The following is a 21,602-nucleotide window of genomic DNA, read 5'->3' on the forward strand; positions in this document are numbered from 1 at the left end:
TGGGGGCAACGAGCCGATTAGGACGTTCGGCGGTGTGGGGCCGGGCCGTCTGCAGGATTGACGTGGGCTCGTAACGACCCACTCGCATCCTGCTCCGCGACGCGGAGCAGGATGCGAGGGCCTCACCTCACAGGGCATCACTCGGGAGCGCGCCCCGGCGGCATTTTCTGCACACTCGACATTTTCTGCACACTCGACCGACGCCGACCCGGCTCCGTTCACGACCGGTCGAACCGGCACAATGTCCGCATGTCCCTGCCGCGTCCGCTGCCCGTTCCAGCAGGGGCGGAAGCGCTCACGATCCTGGCCGACCTCGAGGCGGCGCTCACTGGCCGCTCCCCCGTCCTGCCGTATGCCGCTGAGCAGGGTCACCCGGTCGTCGCGCCCCACGATCCTGCGGACCTGCCGGACGGGTTCGCCGTCGCCGTCGGCACGTCCGGCTCCACGGGCCGACCGAAGCGCACGATGCTCACCGCGGTGGCACTCACCGCCTCGGCAACGGCGACCCACGCCGTCCTCGGGGGCACCGGCTCCTGGCTCCTCGCACTGCCGGCCCACCACATCGCCGGTCTCCAGGTCCTGGTCCGGTCGCTCATCGGCGGGACGTCGCCGAGCGTGCTGGACCTACGGCCCGGATTCACGGCAGCGGCCTTCGCCCGGGCGGCCGCGGCCATGAACCCCCGCCAAGGAGCCGCCCGCCGCTACACCTCCCTGGTGCCGACTCAGCTCGGCCGGCTGCTCGACGACCGGGCCGGTCTGGAGGCGCTGCGGTCCTTCGACGGCGTGCTCGTCGGCGGAGCGGCCACGCCCCACGCCATGGTCCAGCGGGCCCGTGACGCGGATGTCGCCCTCACCCTCACGTACGGGATGAGCGAGACCTCCGGTGGCTGTGTCTACGACGGGCTGCCGCTGCCGGTCACCCGGATGCACATCGACAACGACCGGCACGTGGTCCTTGGTGGAGACACCGTCGCCCACGGGTACCTCGGGGAGCCGCAGCTGACGGCGGACGCCTTCTCGACCGACGCCGACGGGACCCGTTGGTTCCGCACCGACGACCTGGGTCACATCGACAACGACGGGGCGCTCGTCGTCGACGGACGAGCCGACGACGTCATCAACACGGGCGGCCTCAAGGTCACCCCTGGTGTCGTCGAGGACGCGATCGCCCGCCACGTCCATGACGTCGCTGACGTCGTCGTGGTCGGCGTCCCCGACCGGGAGTGGGGAGAGGTCGTCTGCGCGGCTGTGACGCTGCACGACCCGACCACCCACCTGACGGCGGCCGATCTGCGGAGCCGGCTCAGCGGCATACTTCCTGACGCCGTCGTGCCGAAGCGGGTCGTCGTCTACCCCGCAATCCCGCTGCGCGGGCCGGGCAAGCCGGACCGCGCGGCGATCCGCCTGGCCGCCGATCGGCAGGCATGAGCACTTCCTGACCCTCGGGTGGCAAGATGGTTGGGTTACTTCCCGAAGGAGTCCTCAGTGCCCCGCGTGATTCTCGTTGCCCTCGTGGTCTTCGCGACGATCTACGCCCTCGTCGACTGTCTCCAGACCGACGGCAGGCTGATGCGCATCATGCCGAAGCCCGTGTGGCTCCTCGTCTGCCTGATCCCGGTCCTTGGCCCGATCATGTGGCTCGTCGCCGGCAAGTCGGACGCCCCGAGCTCCCGGGCGCTGGGTGGTGGGGCTCCCCGCGGCAGCGCCCCGCGACGCACGATGCCGCCTCCTCGCCCTCGTGGGCCGGATGACGACCCCGACTTCCTGCGCAAGCTGCGCAAACCGAAGCCGGACGCCTGACCCTCCTGACCCGCAAGGACCCATGGCCACGCTCGCCCAGTGGATCGAAGGTGCGCGCCCCCGCACCCTGCCCGCCGCCATCTCCCCGATCCTCATCGGCTCCGGCGCGGCCTATCAGACGGGTCACATCGTCTGGGGTTACGTCGTCCTCGCGGCCCTCGTCGCGCTCGCCCTCCAGGTCGGGGTGAACTACGCCAACGACTACAGCGACGGCGTCCGCGGCACGGACGAGGTCCGGGTGGGGCCGATCCGGCTGGTCGGGCAGCGGCTCGCCGCACCGACCTCTGTCAAGACCGCGGCGTTCGCGGCGTTCGCCGTCGCAGGGGTCCTCGGGATCACGCTCATCGTGCTCTCCGGCTTGTGGGTCATGCTGCCCATCGGCGCCCTCGCGATCCTCGCCGCCTGGTACTACACCGGCGGCAGGCGTCCCTACGGCTATCTCGGCCTGGGCGAGGTCTTCGTCTTCGTCTTCTTCGGCCTCGTCGCGACCCTCGGCACCATGGCCACGATGACGACCCTCACCGCGGCCGGCTGGTGGGGCGCGATCGGGGTCGGCTCGGTCACCTCCGCCATCCTCGTCGCGAACAACCTGCGCGACATCCCCACCGACAGCGTCACCGGCAAGCGGACGCTGGCCGTGCGCCTCGGCGACAAGCGAACCCGGGCCCTCTACGTCGCCCTCGTCGCGGTGGCATGCGTCATGACGGCGCTCGCCGCGCTGACGTCGGTCTACGCGCTCCTTGCCCTGCTCGCCGCGCCGCTCATCGCGCGGCCGATCCGTGACGTCGCGGGCGGCGCGACCGGTCGCGACCTGATCCCCACGCTGGCTGGAACCGGCGTCTTCGAGCTGGCCTGGGCGGCTCTCCTCGCGGTCGGGTTGGCGCTCGGCTACCACTTCTGACGGAACCCGGACCGCGTTTTCGCTGCGCGCCGCCGCCACGGGGTGGGACGGTGGTGTGTCGCTGTTCCGGCAACGAGGGGAAGAGTCATGGAGACGATCGAGGTCGTCGTCGTCGGCGCCGGACAGGCGGGGACCGCGACGAGCCACGAGCTGAGCGAGCGCGGTGTCGACCACGTGGTCCTCGAGGCCGAGCGTCCCGGCTTCTCGTGGTCGCGGCGTTGGGACAGCTTCACCCTCGTCACCCCCAACCACGGCATCCGGCTGCCCGGCGGCAGCTACGTCGGCGACGACCCCCACGGCTATCTTCCGCGCGCCGGGATCGAGCAACACATCAGCACGTATGCCGCTGGGCTCGCTGCCGAGGTCCGCTCCGGTACGCGCGTTGACCGGCTCCGGCCCGCCGCAGGGGGTGGCTTCGTCCTCGACACGGCCGAGGGCGCCATCGCGGCCCGGTCGGTTGTCGTGGCGACGGGCGCCTACCAGCGGCCATACCACCCGCCTGCCGTGGCCGCCCTGCCTCCTCGGCTCGAGGTGATGGACTCCGTCGACTACCGGAGCCCGGCGAACCTCCCGGACGGTGCGGTCCTCGTCGTCGGCGGCGGGCAGAGCGCCTGCCAGATCGCGGAGGAGCTCGCCCGCACCGGCCGGGACGTCGTCATGGCCTGTGGACGCGCCCCCTGGTTCTATCGGCGCCTCGAGGGTCGAGACATCTTCGACTGGCTGTCCGATGCAGGTTTCTTCGACGAGGGCCCGGAGGCGCTCCCCACGCCAGCGGCCAGGCTGGGCGCCAACCTCCAGGCGACCGGCACGCGAGGCGGCCATGACCTGACCTATCGCACGCTCGCCTCGCTGGGGGTGCGACTCGGGGGTCACCTCGTCGCCGACCCCGGGGATGCACCGCGACTGGCGCCGGACCTGGAGGAGATCCTGGCCTTCTGCGACATGGCCCACGGCATGATCCGCAAGGCGCTGCTCGAGTGGTGTGCGAGGGCCGGTCGTCCGGCGCTCGACATCCCGCCAGCCGCCGACTTCCACCCCGGACCGGTGCGCGAGCTGGACCTGGCCGCCGTCGGAGCGGTCATCGTCGCCGCGGGCTACCGAAGCCGCTACACCGAGTGGATCGAGATCCCGGGCATCGTGGACCAGTTCGGGTTCCCCGTGCATGACGACGGCGAGAGCACAGTTGCGCCCGGTCTGCACTTCGTCGGTGTCCACATGCTGCGGAAGCGGAAGTCGTCCCTGCTCATGGGGGTCGGCGAGGATGCCGCGCTCACGGCTGAGCGGATCGCCGCCGCGCTGCGCGCGCCCGCCGCGTGAGTCGGGGATCCGTCGGCAGGTCAGCCGTCGTGGAGTGCGCACTCCGCCCCGGCGTCAACTGCGCACTCGACGCAGAGCCAGCCCGGCGGCATACCGCATGGGACGGATGACGGGACCAGAGCACTCCGCCCAGCCGGGTAACCGCACCCGACGGGAAACCCGTCCCGTCAGTCGTCCCACCGCTCGGTCGAGTGTGCAGTTAGCGCCGCCCGGGTCGGCGAGCGATCAGCGCACCGTGTCGCTGCCGTTGGGACGCTCGGCCTCCGCGTCCTCGGCAAGCTCGTCCTCGGAGGCTGCCAGCCGACCTTCCTGCTTCGCCTGCAGCTTGGCCTCATGGCGCTCCACCAGCTTCGCGGTCATCTCGTCACGCATACCGCGAAGCAGCGCATAGGACAGGGCGGCCGAGATGATCGCCGAGAGCCCGAGGAGCAGCACCGGGTTGTTGCGGATGCCGACGAGCCACAGGGCCAGGAGCACCCCGAAGAAGATGAGCAGCCGGAGAATGCTGTAACGGACCACGGTCAATTCATCCCGGAGTAGTTGTGCATGCCGACGAATGTCGACACGAGGTTGACGAGCGTGAAGTTGATGATGACGCAGACGAAGCCGGCGAGGGCGATGTACATCGACTTGCGCAGGTCGATGCCAGCGGTCGCCCGACTGTGCATGTAAGCCGCGTAGACGGTCCAGATGACGAAGGTCCAGACCTCCTTCGGGTCCCACTGCCAGTAGGCCCCCCACGCCTGCTTGGCCCAGATCGCCCCGGCGATGAGCGTGAAGGTCCACAGGATGAAGGCCACCATGTTGAGGCTGTAGGCCGTCCGCTCGAGAGCCGCCGACGACGGCAGCGACTCGATGAAGCTGGCCCTGGCCGGTGGCTTCTCCTCGCGCCGGCGCCGGACGAGGTAGAGCAGCCCGATGATGGCGGCAATGGTGAAGAACGAGACGGCGAGGAAGGCGACGCCCACGTGGATCGCGAGCCAGTACGACTTGAGGGCCGGCATGAGCTCGCCGGCCTCGGTGTAGAGCACCGCGAGCGACAGGCCGAGCACCAGCAGGATCGGCGTGACGACGAAGACGCCGAGCCATTGCCAGTTGTTTCGCTTGGCGAGGACCGAGTAGGTCAGGCCAACCGCGGCGGCGGACGCGGTCGCGAACTCGAACATGTTGCCCCACGGGGGCCGTGCCACCGCGATGCCTCGCATCACCACGGAGGCGACCAGCAGCGCCGTCGCGAGGTAGGTGAACATGAGCGCGATGTTCCCCCGCTGCCACGAGGCGGCGCTCTGCTCGAGGGTTGGCTCGGACGCACCATCGCTGGGGAGGGACTCACCCGAGGCCGTCGCACCACCCGCCGCGACGAGCACCTCCTCGCGTTCGGGAGCTCGCGTGCCGGCCAGGTGCGACGACCGGGAGGCGAGGTGCCAGGCGAACATGAGCATGGCGAGGGTGTAGACGATCATCGACGCATAGAGCGCCATGTTCGAGTTGCCGGCGAGCGCGGGACTCACCGTGGCGAGTGTGGGTGTCACGAGCGGTCTGTCCGTTCTGCATGGGGATCGTGCACGGCTGCACCGACCGAGTCGACGATGGCGGCGAGCCCGGGGTCGGAGTCCTTGGAGAGGCCACCGATGGTGACCACGGTAGCGCCTCGCTCTGCGCCGCCCTCCCCGCCCGGGCGCACCCGGACGAAGACGCGTCGCCGCTTGATGGTCAGGCCGAGGATGAGGCCGAGCGTCGCCAGGAGCGCGCTGACGAGGCTGATCGGCGCCCCGGGGTCCGTGCGGATCGACAGCCCGGCGAAGCGCTTGACCTCCTCGAACGTGATCGAGCCGCGCCCACCCGGCAGCTCATAGGTCTGGCCCGGCTTCAGCCGAACCAGCGCCGGCTTGCCGTCATCGCCCGGCACCTGGGTCATCTCCTCGGTGTTGAGGGTGTAGACCGACTGCGGCGCGCCGCCTGGGAAGAGCGTCCCCTCCCAGACGGACAGGGCGAGCTCGGGGTTCTGGGCGTCCGGGAAGACCGAGACCGGACCGTTCGCGAAGGTCGGCTCGGCCGTCGGCAGGAAGAAGCCGGTGAAGCCGAGCTGCTTGGGGCTCGCAGACGGCACCTTGACGACGCCCACGGACCGGTAGTTCCCGTCCTGGGCGAGGAACGGCGTGGCCTCGCGGTAGAGGACCTGGCCCTTCGCGTCTCGCACCGTGATGACCGGCGTGTAGCCGTTGCCGAGGAGGAAGACGTCCGCACCGCCGACGACGAGCGGGTGGTTGACGGCAATATCCGCCTTGCGCGGCTCGCCGCCCAGCTCGTCCGCCACCCTGACGTGGGCGGTGAACTCCCGCGGCGTGCCGAAGGAGCGACCGGGTGTCTCGTTGAACTGCACGTCGAGGTTGTCCAGCGTCATGACGAAGCCGGGCACGGCATCGTCACCGACGAGCGGCCCCGGTGAGAACGTGTTGTACGTCGTCGCACTCGAGGCGAACTCGTCCCCCTCGGAAAGAATGAGATCGCCGCGCCAGCCGAACAGGTGACCCACGGCCATGCCGACGATGATGCCCGTCAGGGCGAGGTGGAAGATCAGGTTGCCCGTCTCCCTGAGATACCCGGACTCGGCGCTGACGCTCGTCGCATCGTGGCTGTGGATGCGGAACCGCTTGCCCCGCAGGGCCGCCCGTGCGGCTTCGAGCGCCTCGTCCGGGCCGAGGGTGGTCGTCAGCTCGACGTGCTGGTCGAGCCGGGCCAGCCGGGCGGGCGCGCGCGGCGGCGTGGCGCGCAACGCGCGCACGTGGACCCGCGTCCGCGGCACGATGCAGCCGATGAGCGAGACGAACAGGAGCAGGTAGATCGCCGAGAACCACGGCGACGAGTAGACGTCGAAGAACCCGAGGCGGTCGAGCCACGGCCCGGTGTCCTGGTTCTGGGCCAGGTAGTCGGCGACCCGTCCCGAGTCGATGTTGCGTTGCGGGAAGACCGACCCGGGCACCGCAGCGACGGCGAGGAGCAGCAGGAGGAACAGGGCCGTCCGCATGCTCGTCAGCTGTCGCCAGGCCCACCGCGCCATCCCGAGTGCCCCGAGCTGGGGCAGCTGCGGCTCGCGTGGGGCTGGGGACAGCGACGACTCGGTCGTATGCCGCTGAGCCGGCTCCTGCTCCGACGTGACCGTCGTCTTCGGCTCGGTCATCAGAGGACCACCTGGAAGGATGCGATGAGGTTCGTCTGGAGCCACACGATGACCGACTCCCAGAGGCCGGTCACCATGAGCAGGCCGACCGCGATGAGCATGAGGCCGCCGAAGGCCTGGATCGGTCGCCGATGCCGGCGTAGCCAGGCGCTGGCCCGACCGGCCCGCTCCCACAGCGCCGCCATGAGGATGAACGGCAGGCCGAGCCCGATCGAGTAGACGGCGCCCAGGACCAGTCCCCGCCCGATGGACCCCGCCTCGGCGGAGATGGGGGCGGCCATGGCCTGGATCGCTCCCAGGGTCGGCCCCCAGCACGGGGACCACCCGACCGCGAACGCAGCCCCGAGCAACGGTGCCCCGAGCAGACCCGCGCGGGGGCGCCAACCGAGCTGGGCGGCATACGACTTGCCGACGCCGAGGAAGAGCAGGCCCATCACGATGACGACCGCGCCACCGATGCGCAGCAGGGCGCTCTGGTGCTCGCGGAAGGCCACCCCGATGGCGGACAGGGCAGCGGCAGCGACGAGGAAGACGACGGTGAAGCCGGCGACGAAGAGCAGCGCCCCGACGACGAGCCGGCCCCGGGACCGGCGCTCGAGCGACTCGTCCGAGAGGCCGGTGACGTAGCCGAGGAATCCCGGCACGAGCGGCAGGACGCATGGGGACGCGAAGGACACGAGTCCTGCCGCGAGTGCGACCGCGGCGGCGAGGACGAGGGAACCGGTCGCAAGGTCAGCGTTCACGGGCGTGCCGGCTCTCGTCAGGCCTCGGCGAGCACGTCGTCGACGAGCGCGGTGAGCGTGCTCGTCGTGACGGGTCCGGAGACACGCGCGGCGATGCGGCGCTGCTGGTCGAGCACGAGCGTCGAGGGGGTGGCGGTGGCCTTGCCCTGGAGGGCGAGGATGGGGACGCCTCCGTCGTACGCCAGTGAGGGGTAGGTCACCTTGTTCGCCTTCTGGAAGGCGAGGCCGGTCTCGGGACTCTCCATCTTGTCGAGCCCGATGAACTCGACGGCCAGGTCCTTGCCCTGGATCTGCTCCCAGGCCTTCTGCAGCGCTGGCGTCTCCTCGATGCAGGGCGGGCACCACGAGCCCCAGACGTTGACGACGAAGACGGTCCCCTCCTTGCCCGCCATCGACCACGGCTGGCCCTCGAGCGTGGTTCCCGACAGGGACACCGGGGCACCGCGGTTCTCCGGACCGAGGCGCTCGATCGTGCCGTCGCCGGAGACGTAGTTCTTCCGGTCGCCGGCCCTCGCCTGGGCGGCAACGGAGTTGGGGTCCTCCGAGCACGCGGCGAGCGTCGTGACGAGCCCGCCGGCCAGCACGATGGCCCCCCACCGCAGCGCGGCGCGTCGGTTCAGGTCCGGCATCAGGCGCCCACGCTCCTGCTGGCGCGTTCGAGCAGCGTTGCTGCCGGCTCCGAGTACGCGATCGACTCCAGGTCGTCGCCGTCGTACGCGAGCGAGGTCAGCGACGCGAGGGTGCACTCACGCTTGCGTGGGTCGTGCCAGAGGCGTCGGCCCTCGAGCTGGCTGCGAACCGTCCAGATCGGCAGCTGGTGCGAGACGATGACCGCCTCGTGGCCCTCCGCCGCGTGACGCGCGTCGTCGATGGCCGCGAGCATCCGGGCCGCGATCTGCGTGTAGGGCTCTCCCCAGGAGGGCCTCATCGGGTTGACCAGCTTGTGCCAGTGGCTGGGATGCAGCAGGTCTTTCGTGGTGACCTGTCGCCCCTCGAAGTAGTTCTCGGACTCCACCACGCGCGGATCGGTCTGGACCGTCACGCCGTGCGAGGCCGCGATGGGTGCGGCCGTCTGCTGGGCCCGGTCGAGGGGGGACGCGACGACGAGGACGACATCGTTGGTCTGGAGGTGCCGGGTCACGAGCTCGGCCATCTCGCGACCGAGGTCGCTCAGGTGGTAGCCGTCGAGTCGGCCGTAGAGGACGCCCGCCGGGTTGTGGACCTCGCCGTGCCGCATCAGGTGCACGACAGTGCGCGTCGGCACCGGTGACGTCGGCGTGGCGGTCATGGCGCCCAGTCTCTCAAACGCCGCCCCAAGGTCCGAATCCGGTCCATCCGGGTCCACCCGGCTCAGTCTGGCCCTGCTGCGGCACGCGCGGCGACCGGGAGCGCGGCCAGGACGTGCGCGATCGCGTCCTCGTCGTGAGCCGCCGAGACGAACCACGCCTCGAACGAGCTGGGCGGCAGGTGGACGCCCTGCCTCAGCATCGCGTGGAAGAACCGGCGGAAGGCCGCGACGTCCTGCGTCTTGGCGGCGTCGTAGTCCCGCACCGGGCCCTCGCGGAAGAAGATCGAGAACATCGAGCCGGCCCACTGCACCGTGTGCGGGACGGAGGCCGCGGTCAGCGCCTCGGAGGCCGCGTCGGCAATGGCGCGCGCGGCAGCACCGAGCCGCGTGTAGACGTCGTCGGTGCACCCGCGCAGGGTCGCGAGGCCCGCTGCAGAGGCAACCGGGTTCCCCGACAGCGTGCCGGCCTGGTAGACCGGGCCGGCCGGCGCGAGCAGGGCCATGACCTCGCCGCTGCCGCCGAAGGCGGCGGTCGGGAAACCCCCGCCCATCACCTTGCCGAAGGTGAACAGGTCAGCCGGCCCAGCGGCATACGGCCCCTCGAGCCCGTAGAACCCCGAGCGCGAGCACCGGAAACCGGTCATCACCTCGTCGCTGATGAGCAGTGCGCCGTGGTCGCGGGTGACTCGGCGCAACCCCTCGGTGAACCCGGGGGCCGGCGGGACGACGCCCATGTTGCCCGGCGCGGCCTCGGTGATGACGGCAGCGATCTGCTGACCGCGCTCGGCGAAGACCGCCTCGACGGCCGCGAGATCGTTGTAGGGCAGCACGATCGTCTCGCCCGCACTCGAGCGCGGCACCCCGGCCGAGTCGGGCAGCGCGAACGTCGCGACGCCGGACCCAGCCGACGCCAGGAGCGCATCGACGTGGCCGTGATAGCAGCCGGCGAACTTCACGATGACGTCCCTTTGGGTGTAGCCCCGCGCCAGCCGGATCGCCGACATGGTCGCCTCCGTGCCGCTGTTGACGAGCCGGACCCGGTCGACGGGCTCGACTCGGGCGACGATCTCCTCGGCGAGGGCGACCTCGTTCTCCGAGGGCGTGCCGAACGAGAAGCCTTGTGCGGCAGCCTCATTCACGGCCCGCAGCACCTCGGGGTGGGCGTGCCCCAAGATCATCGGGCCCCAGGAGCAGATGAGGTCGACGTATCGGTTCCCGTCGACGTCGGTGAGCCAGGCCCCCTTGCCGGAGGCCATGAACCGTGGCGTGCCACCGACCGCGCGGAAGGCCCGCACCGGCGAGTTGACGCCACCCGGGATCACTGCGCTCGCCCGTGCGAGCAGGGCCTCCGACGCACCTGAGTTCATGCCGTCATTGTCCACGAGGGGATCAGGCGTCGCTCAGGCCCTCCGGGTCGAGGTGGTCCCGGACGATGGCCATCGCGTCGCCGATCGCCTTGAACTGCTGCGGCGTCATGATGTCGACGAGGTTGTCGCGCACGCTCTGCACATGGACCTTGGCGATCGCGTCGACCGCCTCGAGCCCGACCGGTGTGAGGACGAGCTCGACACCGCGTCGATCGCCCAGACACTGCTCCCGCGTGACCCAGCCCCGCGCCTCGAGTCGCTTCGCCGTGTGCGTCAACCGACTGCGCGACTGCACCACCATCGCGGCGAGCTCGGACATCCGCAGGCGGCGGGACGGGCTCTCCGAGAGCATCGAGATGATCTCGTACTCGCTCAGCTGCAGGCCCGAGTCGTGGAGGGCGTCGTCGAGCGCCGTCTCCAGGAGGCGGGTGCCGCGCAGGATGGCCCGCCAGGAGGCCTGCTCCGAGTCACTGAGCCAGTTGAAGCCATCACTCTCGGACAAGGCCGGGTCACTCCCTTCAGGCGGTTGGACTGCGCTGGATCAGGTGGCTGCTCAGATCCTAGTTGTCACACAGCGCTCCGGCGGTCACCACGAACGGCGTGGCACCGCCGGTCCGGTCGGCCTGTCGGTCAGCCGATCCAGTCCGCCGCCTCGAGCGCGAAGTAGGTCAGGACGACCTGGGCGCCGGCGCGGCGGATCGACAGGAGCGACTCGAGAGCTGCAGCCCTGCGGTCGATCCAGCCGTTCGCGCCGGCGGCCGAGATCATCGCGTACTCGCCCGAGACCTGGTAGGCCGCGACCGGCACGGTTGACCGCTCTGCTGCCGCGGCGACGACGTCGAGGTAGGACATGGCCGGCTTGACCATGACGAGATCGGCTCCCTCGGCGATGTCCAGGTCGATCTCGCGGAGGGACTCGACCACGTTGGCCGGGTCCTGCTGGTACGTTCGCCGGTCACCCACGAGGCTCGACTGGACGGCCTCGCGGAACGGCCCGAAGAAGGCGGAGGCGTACTTGGCCGCATACGCGAGGATCACGGTGTCGATGAACCCGGCGTCATCGAGGGCGCCGCGGATGGCGGCGACCTGGCCGTCCATCATCCCCGAGGGGCCGACGACGTGTGCTCCTGCACGTGCTTGGGCGACCGCCATCTCACCGTAGATCTCCAACGTCGCGTCGTTGTCGACGCGCCCGCGGTCATCGAGGACGCCGCAGTGCCCGTGGTCGGTGAACTCGTCCAGGCAGGTGTCCGCCATGACGACGAGATCGTCGCCGACGGCAGAGCGCACGCGCTCGAGAGCGACATTGAGTATGCCGCTGGGCTCGGTGCCGCCCGAGCCGCGGGCATCCTTCGTGGTCGGGACCCCGAAGAGCATGATGCCGCCGATGCCGGCGTCCACGGAGCGACGCGCCTCGTCGACGAGCGAGTCGAGCGAGTGCTGGACGACCCCCGGCATGCTCGCGATGGGCCGCGGTTCGTCCGCACCCTCCGCGACGAAGGCGGGCAGCACGAGGTCGCGTGGGTGCAGGCGCGTCTCAGCGACGAGCGCACGGAGCGTGGCGGTCTGGCGCAGGCGGCGAGGACGGTCGATCACGGTCGGTTTCCTTGCTCTCAGCGCGCGCGGCGGCGCGAGGCCGGCCGCTTGTCGCTGGGGCGCTGCACCGGCTGCCCCGCCTCGGCCGCCGCGACCGCGAGGCCGACGCCGTGGCCGGCCAGGGCGTCGACGAGGCTGACCGCGGAGGCCTCCGGCGCCAGCACGTCGACACGCAGGCCGTGCTCCTGAGCGGTCTTCGCCGTGGCGGGGCCGATGCAGGCGACGACGGTCGCTGCGTGGGGCTTGCCCGCGATCCCGACGAGGTTGCGCACCGTCGAGCTCGAGGTGAAGACGACCGCGTCGTAGTCGCCGCCCTTGATCGCGTCCCGCACGTGCTGTGCGGGAGGCGCTGCGCGGACGGTCCGGTAGGCGGTCACGTCGTCGACCTCCCAGCCCATGTCGCGCAGCCCGGCCACGAGCGTGTCGGTGGCGATGTCGGCACGGGGCAGGAGGACCCGGTTGATCGGGTCGAGGACCTCGTCGAACTCCGGCCACACCTCGAGCAGTCCTGCTGCGGAGTGCTCTCCGGTCGGCACGAGGTCGGGGTTGATCCCCCAGTCGCGGAGCGCGTCGGCGGTGACGCCACCGACCGCCGCCACCTTGAGGCCCGCGAAGGCCCGAGCGTCGAGCCCGAGCTCCTCGAAGCGCTCCCGCACCGCGCGAACGGCGTTGGTCGAGGTGAAGCCGATCCACTCGTAGCGACCGGTGACCAGCCCCCGGACCGCCTTCTCCATCTGCTGCGGGGTGCGAGGCGGCTCGACGGAGATGGTCGGCACGACGTCGGCGACGGCGCCGTACGCAGCGAGCCGCTCGATCATGGGTCCGGCCTGTGCCTGGGTGCGCGGCACGAGGACCTTCCAGCCGAACAGTGGCTTCGTCTCGAACCAGGAGAACTCCTCGCGGAGCGCCACGTTGGGTGACACCACCGCTGCGGACACCCCGCCCGTGAGGCGCTCGATCGCGGTCTCGGCCTCGGCGAGGGTCGTCGTCCACGAGGACTGACGGACGGTGGTGCCGCGTTCGACGAGGACGACCTGGGCCTCGGCCGGACGTCCGGACTCGAGCAAGCCGTCGAGCGCCGCGCCGATCGAGGAAATCGAGCCGAGAATGACCACGGTGTCGTCGTTCGTGCCGTAGCGGCCGAGGTCGAGCCCCGTCTGGTCGGCGTTGAGCACGTGGACTGCCGGCGTGTTCTTCGAGGTGAGCGGGACGCCCGCATAGGTCGCAATGGCGCTCGCGGCCGACACCCCGGGGACGACGTCGAAGCTGATGCCGGCCTTGCGGCAGGCACGCACCTCCTCGACGAGGCCGTTGAAGGTCGCCGGGTCGCCATCCATGAGGCGCACGACGAGGCCGCCCGTCGGGACGGACTTCGCGGCCCGGACGACGAGCTTGGCGCGGACGGCGTGGGTCAGCTCCTGACCGTTCTCACCGTGCGCGGCGTCCACGATCTGCACGTCGTCGCCGGCGTAGCGCAGCACCGCCTCCTCACGCATGAGGCGGTCGAGCACGACGACGTCGGCCGCGGCGAGCAGGTCGCGCGCTCGCAGGGTGAGCAGCCCCGGGTCACCGGGGCCGGACCCGACGAAGGCGACGCGTGAGGGTGTCGTCGGGACCGTGGGGGTCGGCACCGTCGGCTCTGACGGCTGGCGTGTGCGAGTCACGAAACTGGCTCCGGGGGTCGTTGTGCGGGAGTGGAGGGCTGGCCGAGGTCGGCGGCGCCGTCCTCGAGCAGGATCTGGGCGAGCTGTCGGCCGATCTCCTCAGGGTCGTCATACCTACCGGTGAGCGACCGACGCAAGTCGATTCGTCCGTCCTCGCTGCCGGCGAAGGCACGAAGCGACAGCTCCAGGCCGGCGTCGCCTTCGGCCACCTCGGCGAGGGCGCCAACGGGGGCGGTGCAGCCCGCCTCCAGGGCGGCGAGCAGCGCGCGCTCGGCGGTGACACAGGCCCTGGTGTCGGCATCCTCGAGGATGCTGACCGCCTGCTGGACGTCTGGCCGGTCGGCACGGCACTCGACGGCCAGCGCTCCCTGACCGGGCGCCGGCAGGACCTGGATCGGGTCGAGCACCTCGGTGACGACCCCGAGCCGGCCCAGTCGGGCCAGGCCTGCACGCGCCAGGACGACCGCATCAAGCTCTCCGCTGCTGACGAACCGGAGCCGCGTGTCGACGTTTCCGCGGATGGGGCGGATCTCGAGTCCGAGGCCGAGGCTGGCGAGCTGGGCCGTGCGCCTGGGCGAGCCAGTCCCCACGGTCGAACCGGCGGGCAGCTCACCGAGCGTGAGGCCGTCGCGAGCCACCAGGACGTCCCGGCTGTCCTCCCGCACGGGCACGGCCGCGATGACGAGTCCCGGCTCGGGAGTTGTCGGGAGGTCCTTGAGCGAGTGGACGGCGAGATCGACGCGGTTGTCCTTGAGAGCCTTGCGGATGGCCGCGGCGAACACGCCCGTGCCGCCGATGGCCGTCAGCAGCTCGCCCGAGACGTCGCCCTCGGTCGTGATCTCGACGAGCTCGACTTCGTGGCCGGCTGCTCGCAGCCGATCCGCGACCCAGCCGGACTGCGTCGTGGCGAGGGCCGAGCGCCGGGTGCCGAGGCGCAGGGCGGTCATCGGGCACCCCGCTTGGGTAGGGATGAGACGTTGGCCACGTCCTTCGGTTCGAGGTCGAACAGCTCGCGGAGTGCAGCGGCGTAGTCGGGGCCGGCGCCCTCGACGGCGAACTCCTTCACCCGGGTCGTCGGCGTGTGGAGCAGCTTCTCGACGATGCGGTGGACCGCGAGTCCGACTTCCGCACGAGTCGCCTCGTCGAGCTCGGGCAGGCGCTGATGGAGCCGGTCCAGCTCGGTCGAGACGAGGGAGGCGGCGCGGGCACGCAGGGCGGCGACGGTTGGAGCCACGGACTTCTCGAGCCGGCGGGTCAGGTAGTCGGCGACCTCCACGGTGACGAGGTCGCTGACGCGGCCGACCTGCAGCAGGTCGGTCCGTCCCTCGAGGCGCCGACCGAGCTCCTCGAGGTCGATCAGGGTGACACTCGGCAGGGGTTGGCTCCAGGTCTCCACCGGCGCGACGTCCCGCGGGAGGGCCAGGTCGACGAAGACCTGCGGCACGCCTCTGCGTGCGGCGACGCTCCGGAGCAGCCGCTCCTCCGTGATGACCTGCCCGACCGCACCGGTGCAGGCGATGACGAGATCGCTCTCGGCCAGGACCTCAGCGAGGTCGGACCAGGGCCGGGCCGTCCCGCCCACCGATGCGGCCAGGCGCTCGGCCCGCGCCGGCGTCCGGTTGATGATCGTGAGGTCGGTGATGCCGTTGCGGGCGGCGGTGGCCACGGCAAGGCCACTCATCGCCCCAGCGCCCACCACGGCGGCGCGCCGGCCGCGCAGGTCACCGAGGACGCGTGCGGCTTCCTCGAGGCCCATCTGGACGAGCGAGACGCTGTGCCGGTCGATGTCCGTCTCGGAGTGGGCCCGCTTGCCCACCCGAAGGGCATGCTGGAACAGGGAGTTGAGCGACTCCCCCGCCCGGCCGGCCTGCTGCGCCACCGCCAGGGCGTCGCGCATCTGGCCGAGGATCTGCGACTCCCCCACGGCCATCGAGTCCAAGCCGCAGGCCACCGTGAAGGCGTGGGCCACCGCACCGTCGTCATAGCGGACGTAGAGGTGGTCGGCGATGCCCTCCGCCCGGGCGGCGAGCTCTTCGACGGGGTCGCGCTGAGCCACCGCAGCCACGGTCGTCGACGTCGGCAGGCCCGTGCGGCGCGTGCCGGCCGCGATGGAGAGTGCCTCACCGACTGCGGCCACGGCGGGGTGGAAGGCCGGCACCTCGGCGTAGACCTCGAGCCGGTTGCAGGTCGCGAGGACGACTGCCTCGGACGCCGTCGCGGACGCGAGGACCGCAGTCGCGATGTCGGCGACCCGGTCCGGTGACTCGGAGAGGGACTCGAGCAGGGCGAGCGGCGCCGTGTGGTGGGACAGTCCGATGACGAGCAGGCTCATGTCGCCACCGCCGGTCCTGAGCCCGTTGCTCCGGCCAGCCCCGGGGCCACGCCGAGCGAGTCGAGCGGGTCAAGGGCACCCTGCGCCAGCGCCTTCTGCTGGGCATGGAAGGCAAGGATCTGCAGCTCGGTGGAGAGGTCGACGCGGCGGACGTCGACACCGTGCGGCACGGAGAGCACGGCGGGCGCGAAGTTGAGGATCGACCTGACGCCGACGTCCACGAGCGCATCGCACACGGTCTGGGCCGCGACAGCAGGGGTGGCGATGACACCGATGGCGATCGGGTCCTCCGCGTAGCGCCGCGACAGGTGGCCGAACGGCTGGATCTCGACGCCCTCGACCACCTCGCCCCGCAGCGCCGGGTCGTCGTCGAAGAGCGCGACGATGCGGAAGCCCTTGGTGACGAAGCCCGAGTAGGAAGCCAGTGCGTGGCCGAGGTTGCCCATCCCGACGATCGCGACGGGCCAGTCCTCCGTCAGGCCGAGCGCGCGCGAGATCTCGAGGGCCAGTGTCTCGACCTCGTAGCCGACCCCACGGACGCCGTACGAGCCCAGGTGGCTGAGGTCCTTGCGCAGCTGCGCCGAGCGGACGCCGACGGCTGCCGCGAGCTCCTCGGACGACACGGAGAGGACCCCTTCCTCGGCCAGGCGCGAGAGGGTTCGGAGGTACTCAGGGAGCCGCGCGACGGTTGCGTCGGGGATCTCGCGACGCAAGGTGGGGTCGGCCGACACTCTGGGTCACCGGCTCCTCTCGTCTGAGGCGACCGGGCCTCCCGGGAACGCCAAGAGACCACGATCGCGGAGCGCGTGGGTACCCCGTCAGGCTAGACGTTTGTGAACCCTTGCACAAAGTGAGCGGCGAATGTCACCACCACGTGGACAGTCCTGCGATCCGTCGCGTGATCGGGCCCCGGCTCGGTCACCGGCCGTCACATCAGGGCCGCTCTCAAGCGTGCCTCGTCCACCCGCCAGAAGTCGTGGCGCTGGCCGTCGACGAGGGTCACGGGGATCTGCTCGGCGTACTTCGCGCGCAGGTCGGCGTCGTCATCGATGGAGCGCTCATCCCACGAGACGCCGAGGTCGGCGGTCACCCGGTCGATGACGGCCCGCGCCTCATCACAGAGGTGACATCCGGGGCGACCGATGAGGGTGACGCGAGATTCGGGCTCGGGCATGGACCCATGCTAGGACGCGTCGTTCCACCGGAGGATGGCTGCGACGCCGTCCTTGGCGTCGAAGGGCTGGGCGACGAGCGAGATCTCGGCACCCACCGGTGCCAGCGACCAGATGAGGGCGTTGGCGTCGCGGTCCTCGGCGGTCGAGTCCGCAGTGCCCGGCGCTTCGCCACCGTCCCGGACGTCTGAATGGAGCAGGACGTGGGCGACCTGGGCCTTGGCGACCGCTTCGGTCACTGCGTCCCACCCCTCCACCGTCGAGCCGGCGCCCTTGGCGTCGCCGAACCGCTCGAGGAGGCGAGCGTCGCGCGCCGCCCGCCGGCGGCCGAGCGCCGCATCCCGGGCGGTGGTCTCGGCCGCCTCCGAGGTACCGGCGGCTCTGCCACCGGTGTCGAGCCTGACGAGCAGCTCCGCCGTGGGCCCGGAGGCCTGGTCCACGAGATAGGACGCCATGTGGCCCTCGCCCTCGAGGAAGACGACGCCGAGCCGCAGCCGCCGGACGAGGCGGTCGAGCTCGGCGGCGATCTGAGTGGCGTTGTGCTTCCAGGAGTCCTCGGCGCGTGCCTGGAACCGGCGCTGGGAAGCCCCGCCGACGCCGACCTTGCGCAGCTCGTCGTGCTCGCCGGTCACATCAGTGGCCGTGACGATCGCGCCGCTGGGGTCGATGACCTCGATGTCGGCGCCCTCGCGATCGAGGCGCACCACAGCGTGGGTCTCCTTGCCGTCCAGCCCCCGCACGACCTCCATCACCCGCGGGACCGGCCCAAAGGACGACGACTCCTGGCGTGGCCGTCCCTCCATGCCGACGTCGAGCACGAGGTGGCCCTGGCTGGCGCACACGACCCGGGTGCGCTCGCCCGCCCCGGTCGGATCGGTCACAGCCTCGTCGAGGACCGCCAGGGTGTCGCCATCGGCGCCGCAGCGCTCCAGCTCCCGTCGAGCCGAGCCCCAAGCGGCGAGTCGACGGGTCCGCGTCACCGGATCGAGGTTGCTGGCGTCGAGTGTCGCGCACGCGAACGGCCCCTCGAGTCCGGTGAGGGGCTTGAGCCAGTCGAGCTGCATCGGTGCCTCCCGGGGAGTCGTCTTCCGAGAAACGCTACCCCCGGTGCCTGCTCACAAACAGGGGCCGGACGAGCCCGCACCTGAGTTGCCAGGGCTCAGATGAAGACCGATCGCCGCTGCATGAGCAGGCTGTAGAGGGTCTGCTGGATCGTCTCGCGGACCTGGTCGGTCAGGTCGAAGACGAGCATCGGGTCGTCCGCGGCCTCCCGGCCCAGGGCGGTCGTGTCGATCGGGGCGCCGAACTCGATGAGCCACTTGCTCGGCAGCGGGATGGCCCCCAGTGGCCCGAGCCACGGAAAGGTCGGCGTGATCGGCACGTAGGGCAGCCCCAGGAGCCGGGCGACGGTCGGCAGGTTGCCGATCATCGGGTAGATCTCCTCGGCCCCGACGATGGAGCAGGGCACGATCGGGACGCCGGCGCGAAGGGCGGCGGAGACGAATCCCCCTCGCCCGAACCGCTGGAGCTTGTAGCGCTCACTGAACGGCTTGCCGACGCCCTTGAAGCCCTCGGGCCAGACGCCGACCAGGTGGCCATCCGCGAGCAGCCGCTCGGCGTCGGTATTGGCGGCGAGCGTCGTCCCGGACCGACGGGCGATCGCTCCGATGAAGGGCAGCTGGAAGACGAGGTCCGCGCCGAGCATGCGCAGGTGGCGCTTGTTCGGGTGCTCGTCATGGACCGCCACCTGGGTCATCAGGGAATCCATCGCGACGGTGCCGGAGTGGTTGGCCACGACCAGAGCCCCGCCCTCCGACGGGATGTTCTCGATGCCCTTGACCTCGACCCGGAACCAGGACTTGTACAACGGCCGCAGCAGGGGCAGGTGGACGTGGACCGTGTACTCCTCGTCGAAGCCGAACTCGTCGACGGTGTAGTCCCCGGTCAATCGGCGGCGGACGTACGCGAGGGTCTCGGCGACCTGGCGCTCGACGTCCTCGGCCGGCACTCCCGCGGCCGTCGCGGCAGCCCGCAGCACGTTGACCGCCAGCTCGACGAGCTCCGCCGGGCCAGGTCGCACCTCGGAGGAGAACTCCGCCGACTCGAGAACGGCGCCGACGAGCCGCTCTGCCCGGCTCTGCAGGCCGGAGGCGATACCGGCGGCCCCGCCGGAGTGCTCCGCAGCAGGTTCCGTATGCCGCTCAGCCGACTCCGTGGCCGGAGCGACCTCCTCGAGTGGCTCAGGCAACGAGGGGACCGGGTGGAGGGCACGCTCCCGTGCACGTTGCTCGCGTCGCTCGCGGATGGCCTTGCGGGGCGGTCGCTTTCGTTTGGGCGTGTCCGGCGTCGCGGTACTCGGCGCGTCACCACTGCCCGCGCTGGAGCTCCTGTCCGGGCCGGACTTCGGCTGCTCGGGCATGGCGAGCTTGGCCAGCTGCACCTCGCGGCGGGCCACGCTGAGCTCGACCGGCTCGAGTGCGGACAGCAACGGTGTCCCGGATCGCCGCCGACGCTCTCCGGAGGCCCTGGCCGCACCCGCCGCGACGGCGTTGCGCGCGGCGGGCACCGGTCGGGCCCCCGCTCCTTGACCCTTCGCCTTGCGCGCCGCGCTCCCGCTGGCACCGGCCTTCCGGGTGCCAGCCTTCGAGGTGCTGGACGTCGTCGCTGGGGTCTTTCGCTTCTCCGTCTTGCTGGCGCTCACCTTCTTCGTGCCGGCCTCGGTGGACTCGGCCCGGTCGTTGCGCTCGGTCACTGTTGCAGCCTCTCGAAGACACGGGCGAGCGTCGCGGCCCCTCCACCGGCAGCCCCGGTGACCGCCTCGGTGACCTCGCCGACTCCGGGGACGACCGGGCGCAGGTGCTCCGCGAAGTCCGCGAACGCCTCCCGGGTCGTGTACTGCGGCGCGAAGGCGAAGACCTCGCGCATCCGGGTCGTGTCCAGACCACGTCCGAAGGCGAGGAAGGCAACCTGGTCGGGGGAGAAGTCCGCCAGCCCGCTCCGCTTGACGATGTTGCCCACGACCCCGGCGGTCGCCATCGGGACCGGGACGATCGGGCGGCGCACGATGGCGAGGCACTGGAGCAGGGTGACGAATCCCTCGCCGGCAACGTTGACGATGCCCACGGACGGCCCGGTTGTCGCCATGGCGAGTGCTTCCACGGCGTCGTGCTCATGGATGAACTGCATGCGGGCGTCGTAGCCCAAGGGGACGGGGACGAGCGGCATGGCGAAGTAGTCGGTGATGGCCGTGCGGATCTGCGGACCAATCACGTTGGCGAGACGCAACATGGTGATCTCGACGTCTGGACGCCGGCGCGAGAAACCCCGGACATAGCCCTCGACCTCGATCGAGTCCTTGCCGAACCCCGTCCGGGGCGTCGACTTGGCGTTCATGTCCTCGGCGAACATCGCCGGGTCGCGTGGCGAGGAGCCGTAGACGGCCGCTGTCGACTTCACGACGAGCCGTTGCACGCTGTCCGACTTCTGGCACGCGGCGAGCAGCTGCATCGTGCCGATGACGTTGATCTCCTTCTGCGTGACTCGACCGCCCGTGTCCTTCGGCGTGGCAATGACGTTCATGTGCACGACGGTGTCGACCCCGGCCTGGCGGATGATCCGGCCGATCATCGGGTTGCGGATGTCCGCCCGGACGAACTCGGCTCGCCCGATCGAGTGCCGGGGAGGCAGGACGTCGACACCGAGGATGCGCTCGACCTCCGGCTCGGCACTGAGCCGTCGGGCGTAGAGACCGCCGAGGTAGCGGGACACGCCGGTCACGAGCACGACCTTGGCCACGGTTCCTCCTGTCTCCGCACGCCCCGGCTCCGGGGAGAGGGCGACCAGCCCCCTCGGTGCACTGCGTGGGCTTCGGCACCACCCTACCGACGGGTTCCCATCCGTAGGGTGGTGGGACAGCAGTCGACCCCCACCCGAAGGGCGAGGGTCGAGGCGCGAGCCAAGGGCCCGCGGATCGCGTCAGATCACTTCTTGTTGCGACGCTGGTGACGCGTCTTGCGCAGCAGCTTGCGGTGCTTCTTCTTCGCCATACGCTTGCGGCGCTTCTTGACCACGGAGCCCATACGAAAAGCCTCTCGAAACCTGGTGGCTCGGAGCGGGCACGCCTGGTGCGGCGGCCCGATTCCGTTCTGAATCGACAGCCCCCGGCGCTACCACAGCCGGGAACCAACCGCACCAGCGTACCGGCCCGCCCGGGACCGAGCCAAAACGGCCCCGGGCCTAGG

The 21,602-nt window shown here is 70.9% G+C and carries 22 protein-coding genes; 4 read left to right on the forward strand and 18 right to left on the reverse strand.

Annotated features, from left to right (window positions below):
- Positions 1-249: 249 nt before the first annotated feature.
- The 4 genes from menE to ABF401_RS05965 all read left to right on the forward strand — a co-directional run bounded on the left by menE (position 250) and on the right by ABF401_RS05965 (position 4,018).
- Positions 250-1,428, forward strand: a complete 1,179-nt coding sequence (menE, locus tag ABF401_RS05950; RefSeq protein WP_353508621.1) for an o-succinylbenzoate--CoA ligase — start codon at positions 250-252, stop codon at positions 1,426-1,428.
- A gap of 57 nt (positions 1,429-1,485) precedes the next feature.
- Entirely contained in the window at positions 1,486-1,800 is a 315-nt protein-coding gene (locus tag ABF401_RS05955; protein WP_353508622.1) for a PLD nuclease N-terminal domain-containing protein, read from the forward strand.
- 22 nt (positions 1,801-1,822) lie between these two features.
- Positions 1,823-2,701: a 1,4-dihydroxy-2-naphthoate polyprenyltransferase gene (locus tag ABF401_RS05960; protein ID WP_353508623.1), complete on the forward strand. Its 879-nt coding sequence runs from the start codon at positions 1,823-1,825 to the stop codon at positions 2,699-2,701.
- An 87-nt stretch (positions 2,702-2,788) separates the two neighbouring features.
- On the forward strand, positions 2,789-4,018 hold the full coding sequence (locus ABF401_RS05965; protein WP_353508624.1) for a flavin-containing monooxygenase: 1,230 nt from the start codon (positions 2,789-2,791) through the stop codon (positions 4,016-4,018).
- A 225-nt stretch (positions 4,019-4,243) separates the two neighbouring features.
- Here the strand turns inward: ABF401_RS05965 and ABF401_RS05970 are convergent, their stop codons facing one another.
- The 18 genes from ABF401_RS05970 to ABF401_RS06055 all read right to left on the reverse strand — a co-directional run bounded on the left by ABF401_RS05970 (position 4,244) and on the right by ABF401_RS06055 (position 21,440).
- Positions 4,244-4,537, reverse strand: coding sequence for a DUF4229 domain-containing protein (locus ABF401_RS05970; RefSeq protein ID WP_353508625.1), 294 nt, complete (start codon positions 4,535-4,537; stop codon positions 4,244-4,246).
- Between the two features lie 2 nt (positions 4,538-4,539).
- Positions 4,540-5,529: a c-type cytochrome biogenesis protein CcsB gene (gene ccsB / locus ABF401_RS05975; protein ID WP_353508626.1), complete on the reverse strand. Its 990-nt coding sequence runs from the start codon at positions 5,527-5,529 to the stop codon at positions 4,540-4,542.
- 17 nt (positions 5,530-5,546) lie between these two features.
- Positions 5,547-7,199, reverse strand: a complete 1,653-nt coding sequence (resB, locus tag ABF401_RS05980; protein WP_353508627.1) for a cytochrome c biogenesis protein ResB — start codon at positions 7,197-7,199, stop codon at positions 5,547-5,549.
- Positions 7,199-7,942, reverse strand: a complete 744-nt coding sequence (locus ABF401_RS05985) for a cytochrome c biogenesis CcdA family protein (protein ID WP_353508628.1) — start codon at positions 7,940-7,942, stop codon at positions 7,199-7,201. Before ABF401_RS05985 ends, resB begins: the two co-directional genes overlap by 1 nt.
- Before the next feature lie 17 nt (positions 7,943-7,959).
- Positions 7,960-8,571, reverse strand: coding sequence for a TlpA family protein disulfide reductase (locus ABF401_RS05990; RefSeq protein WP_353508629.1), 612 nt, complete (start codon positions 8,569-8,571; stop codon positions 7,960-7,962).
- A complete protein-coding gene (locus ABF401_RS05995) occupies positions 8,571-9,230 on the reverse strand; it encodes a histidine phosphatase family protein (protein ID WP_353508630.1) in 660 nt (219 codons plus the stop codon). Before ABF401_RS05995 ends, ABF401_RS05990 begins: the two co-directional genes overlap by 1 nt.
- A gap of 62 nt (positions 9,231-9,292) precedes the next feature.
- Positions 9,293-10,597 (reverse strand): glutamate-1-semialdehyde 2,1-aminomutase, encoded by a 1,305-nt coding sequence (gene hemL, locus ABF401_RS06000; RefSeq protein WP_353508631.1) that lies wholly within the window; start codon positions 10,595-10,597, stop codon positions 9,293-9,295.
- A gap of 22 nt (positions 10,598-10,619) precedes the next feature.
- On the reverse strand, positions 10,620-11,099 hold the full coding sequence (locus ABF401_RS06005; RefSeq protein WP_353508632.1) for a MarR family winged helix-turn-helix transcriptional regulator: 480 nt from the start codon (positions 11,097-11,099) through the stop codon (positions 10,620-10,622).
- A gap of 128 nt (positions 11,100-11,227) precedes the next feature.
- On the reverse strand, positions 11,228-12,193 hold the full coding sequence (gene hemB, locus ABF401_RS06010) for a porphobilinogen synthase (RefSeq protein WP_353508633.1): 966 nt from the start codon (positions 12,191-12,193) through the stop codon (positions 11,228-11,230).
- A 17-nt stretch (positions 12,194-12,210) separates the two neighbouring features.
- Positions 12,211-13,857: a bifunctional uroporphyrinogen-III C-methyltransferase/uroporphyrinogen-III synthase gene (locus ABF401_RS06015; RefSeq protein WP_353508634.1), complete on the reverse strand. Its 1,647-nt coding sequence runs from the start codon at positions 13,855-13,857 to the stop codon at positions 12,211-12,213.
- Positions 13,854-14,804 (reverse strand): hydroxymethylbilane synthase, encoded by a 951-nt coding sequence (gene hemC, locus ABF401_RS06020; RefSeq protein ID WP_353508635.1) that lies wholly within the window; start codon positions 14,802-14,804, stop codon positions 13,854-13,856. The genes ABF401_RS06015 and hemC overlap by 4 nt, the downstream gene beginning before the upstream one ends.
- On the reverse strand, positions 14,801-16,189 hold the full coding sequence (locus tag ABF401_RS06025) for a glutamyl-tRNA reductase (protein ID WP_353508636.1): 1,389 nt from the start codon (positions 16,187-16,189) through the stop codon (positions 14,801-14,803). Before ABF401_RS06025 ends, hemC begins: the two co-directional genes overlap by 4 nt.
- The gene (locus tag ABF401_RS06030; RefSeq protein ID WP_353508637.1) at positions 16,186-16,920 is read right to left on the reverse strand and encodes a redox-sensing transcriptional repressor Rex; all 735 of its coding nucleotides are present in this window, start codon (positions 16,918-16,920) and stop codon (positions 16,186-16,188) included. Before ABF401_RS06030 ends, ABF401_RS06025 begins: the two co-directional genes overlap by 4 nt.
- A 197-nt stretch (positions 16,921-17,117) precedes the next feature.
- Positions 17,118-17,363: a glutaredoxin family protein gene (locus tag ABF401_RS06035; protein WP_353508638.1), complete on the reverse strand. Its 246-nt coding sequence runs from the start codon at positions 17,361-17,363 to the stop codon at positions 17,118-17,120.
- A 9-nt stretch (positions 17,364-17,372) separates the two neighbouring features.
- Positions 17,373-18,425 (reverse strand): baeRF2 domain-containing protein, encoded by a 1,053-nt coding sequence (locus tag ABF401_RS06040; RefSeq protein ID WP_353508639.1) that lies wholly within the window; start codon positions 18,423-18,425, stop codon positions 17,373-17,375.
- 95 nt (positions 18,426-18,520) lie between these two features.
- Positions 18,521-20,113: a 1-acyl-sn-glycerol-3-phosphate acyltransferase gene (locus tag ABF401_RS06045; protein WP_353508640.1), complete on the reverse strand. Its 1,593-nt coding sequence runs from the start codon at positions 20,111-20,113 to the stop codon at positions 18,521-18,523.
- Complete coding sequence (locus ABF401_RS06050) at positions 20,110-21,156, reverse strand: NAD-dependent epimerase/dehydratase family protein (RefSeq protein WP_353508641.1); 1,047 nt, start codon at positions 21,154-21,156, stop codon at positions 20,110-20,112. The genes ABF401_RS06045 and ABF401_RS06050 overlap by 4 nt, the downstream gene beginning before the upstream one ends.
- 185 nt (positions 21,157-21,341) lie before the next feature.
- On the reverse strand, positions 21,342-21,440 hold the full coding sequence (locus tag ABF401_RS06055; protein ID WP_082775156.1) for a 30S ribosomal protein bS22: 99 nt from the start codon (positions 21,438-21,440) through the stop codon (positions 21,342-21,344).
- Positions 21,441-21,602: the final 162 nt, after the last annotated feature.

It is taken from the genome of Intrasporangium sp., assembly GCF_040414665.1.
Lineage (GTDB): Bacteria > Actinomycetota > Actinomycetes > Actinomycetales > Dermatophilaceae > Intrasporangium.

What these genes read in the sequence shown, in the direction of transcription:
- ABF401_RS05960 (WP_353508623.1), top strand. Translation starts at nt 1,823, where the DNA reads ATGGCCACGCTCGCCCAGTGGATCGAAGGTGCGCGCCCCCGCACCCTG.
- hemC (WP_353508635.1), bottom strand. Translation starts at nt 14,804, where the DNA reads ATGACCGCCCTGCGCCTCGGCACCCGGCGCTCGGCCCTCGCCACGACG.
- menE (WP_353508621.1), top strand. Translation starts at nt 250, where the DNA reads ATGTCCCTGCCGCGTCCGCTGCCCGTTCCAGCAGGGGCGGAAGCGCTC.
- hemL (WP_353508631.1), bottom strand. Translation starts at nt 10,597, where the DNA reads ATGAACTCAGGTGCGTCGGAGGCCCTGCTCGCACGGGCGAGCGCAGTG.
- ABF401_RS05990 (WP_353508629.1), bottom strand. Translation starts at nt 8,571, where the DNA reads ATGCCGGACCTGAACCGACGCGCCGCGCTGCGGTGGGGGGCCATCGTG.
- ABF401_RS06025 (WP_353508636.1), bottom strand. Translation starts at nt 16,189, where the DNA reads ATGAGCCTGCTCGTCATCGGACTGTCCCACCACACGGCGCCGCTCGCC.
- ABF401_RS06040 (WP_353508639.1), bottom strand. Translation starts at nt 18,425, where the DNA reads ATGCAGCTCGACTGGCTCAAGCCCCTCACCGGACTCGAGGGGCCGTTC.
- ABF401_RS06035 (WP_353508638.1), bottom strand. Translation starts at nt 17,363, where the DNA reads ATGCCCGAGCCCGAATCTCGCGTCACCCTCATCGGTCGCCCCGGATGT.
- ABF401_RS05965 (WP_353508624.1), top strand. Translation starts at nt 2,789, where the DNA reads ATGGAGACGATCGAGGTCGTCGTCGTCGGCGCCGGACAGGCGGGGACC.
- ABF401_RS05995 (WP_353508630.1), bottom strand. Translation starts at nt 9,230, where the DNA reads ATGACCGCCACGCCGACGTCACCGGTGCCGACGCGCACTGTCGTGCAC.
- ABF401_RS06055 (WP_082775156.1), bottom strand. Translation starts at nt 21,440, where the DNA reads ATGGGCTCCGTGGTCAAGAAGCGCCGCAAGCGTATGGCGAAGAAGAAG.
- resB (WP_353508627.1), bottom strand. Translation starts at nt 7,199, where the DNA reads ATGACCGAGCCGAAGACGACGGTCACGTCGGAGCAGGAGCCGGCTCAG.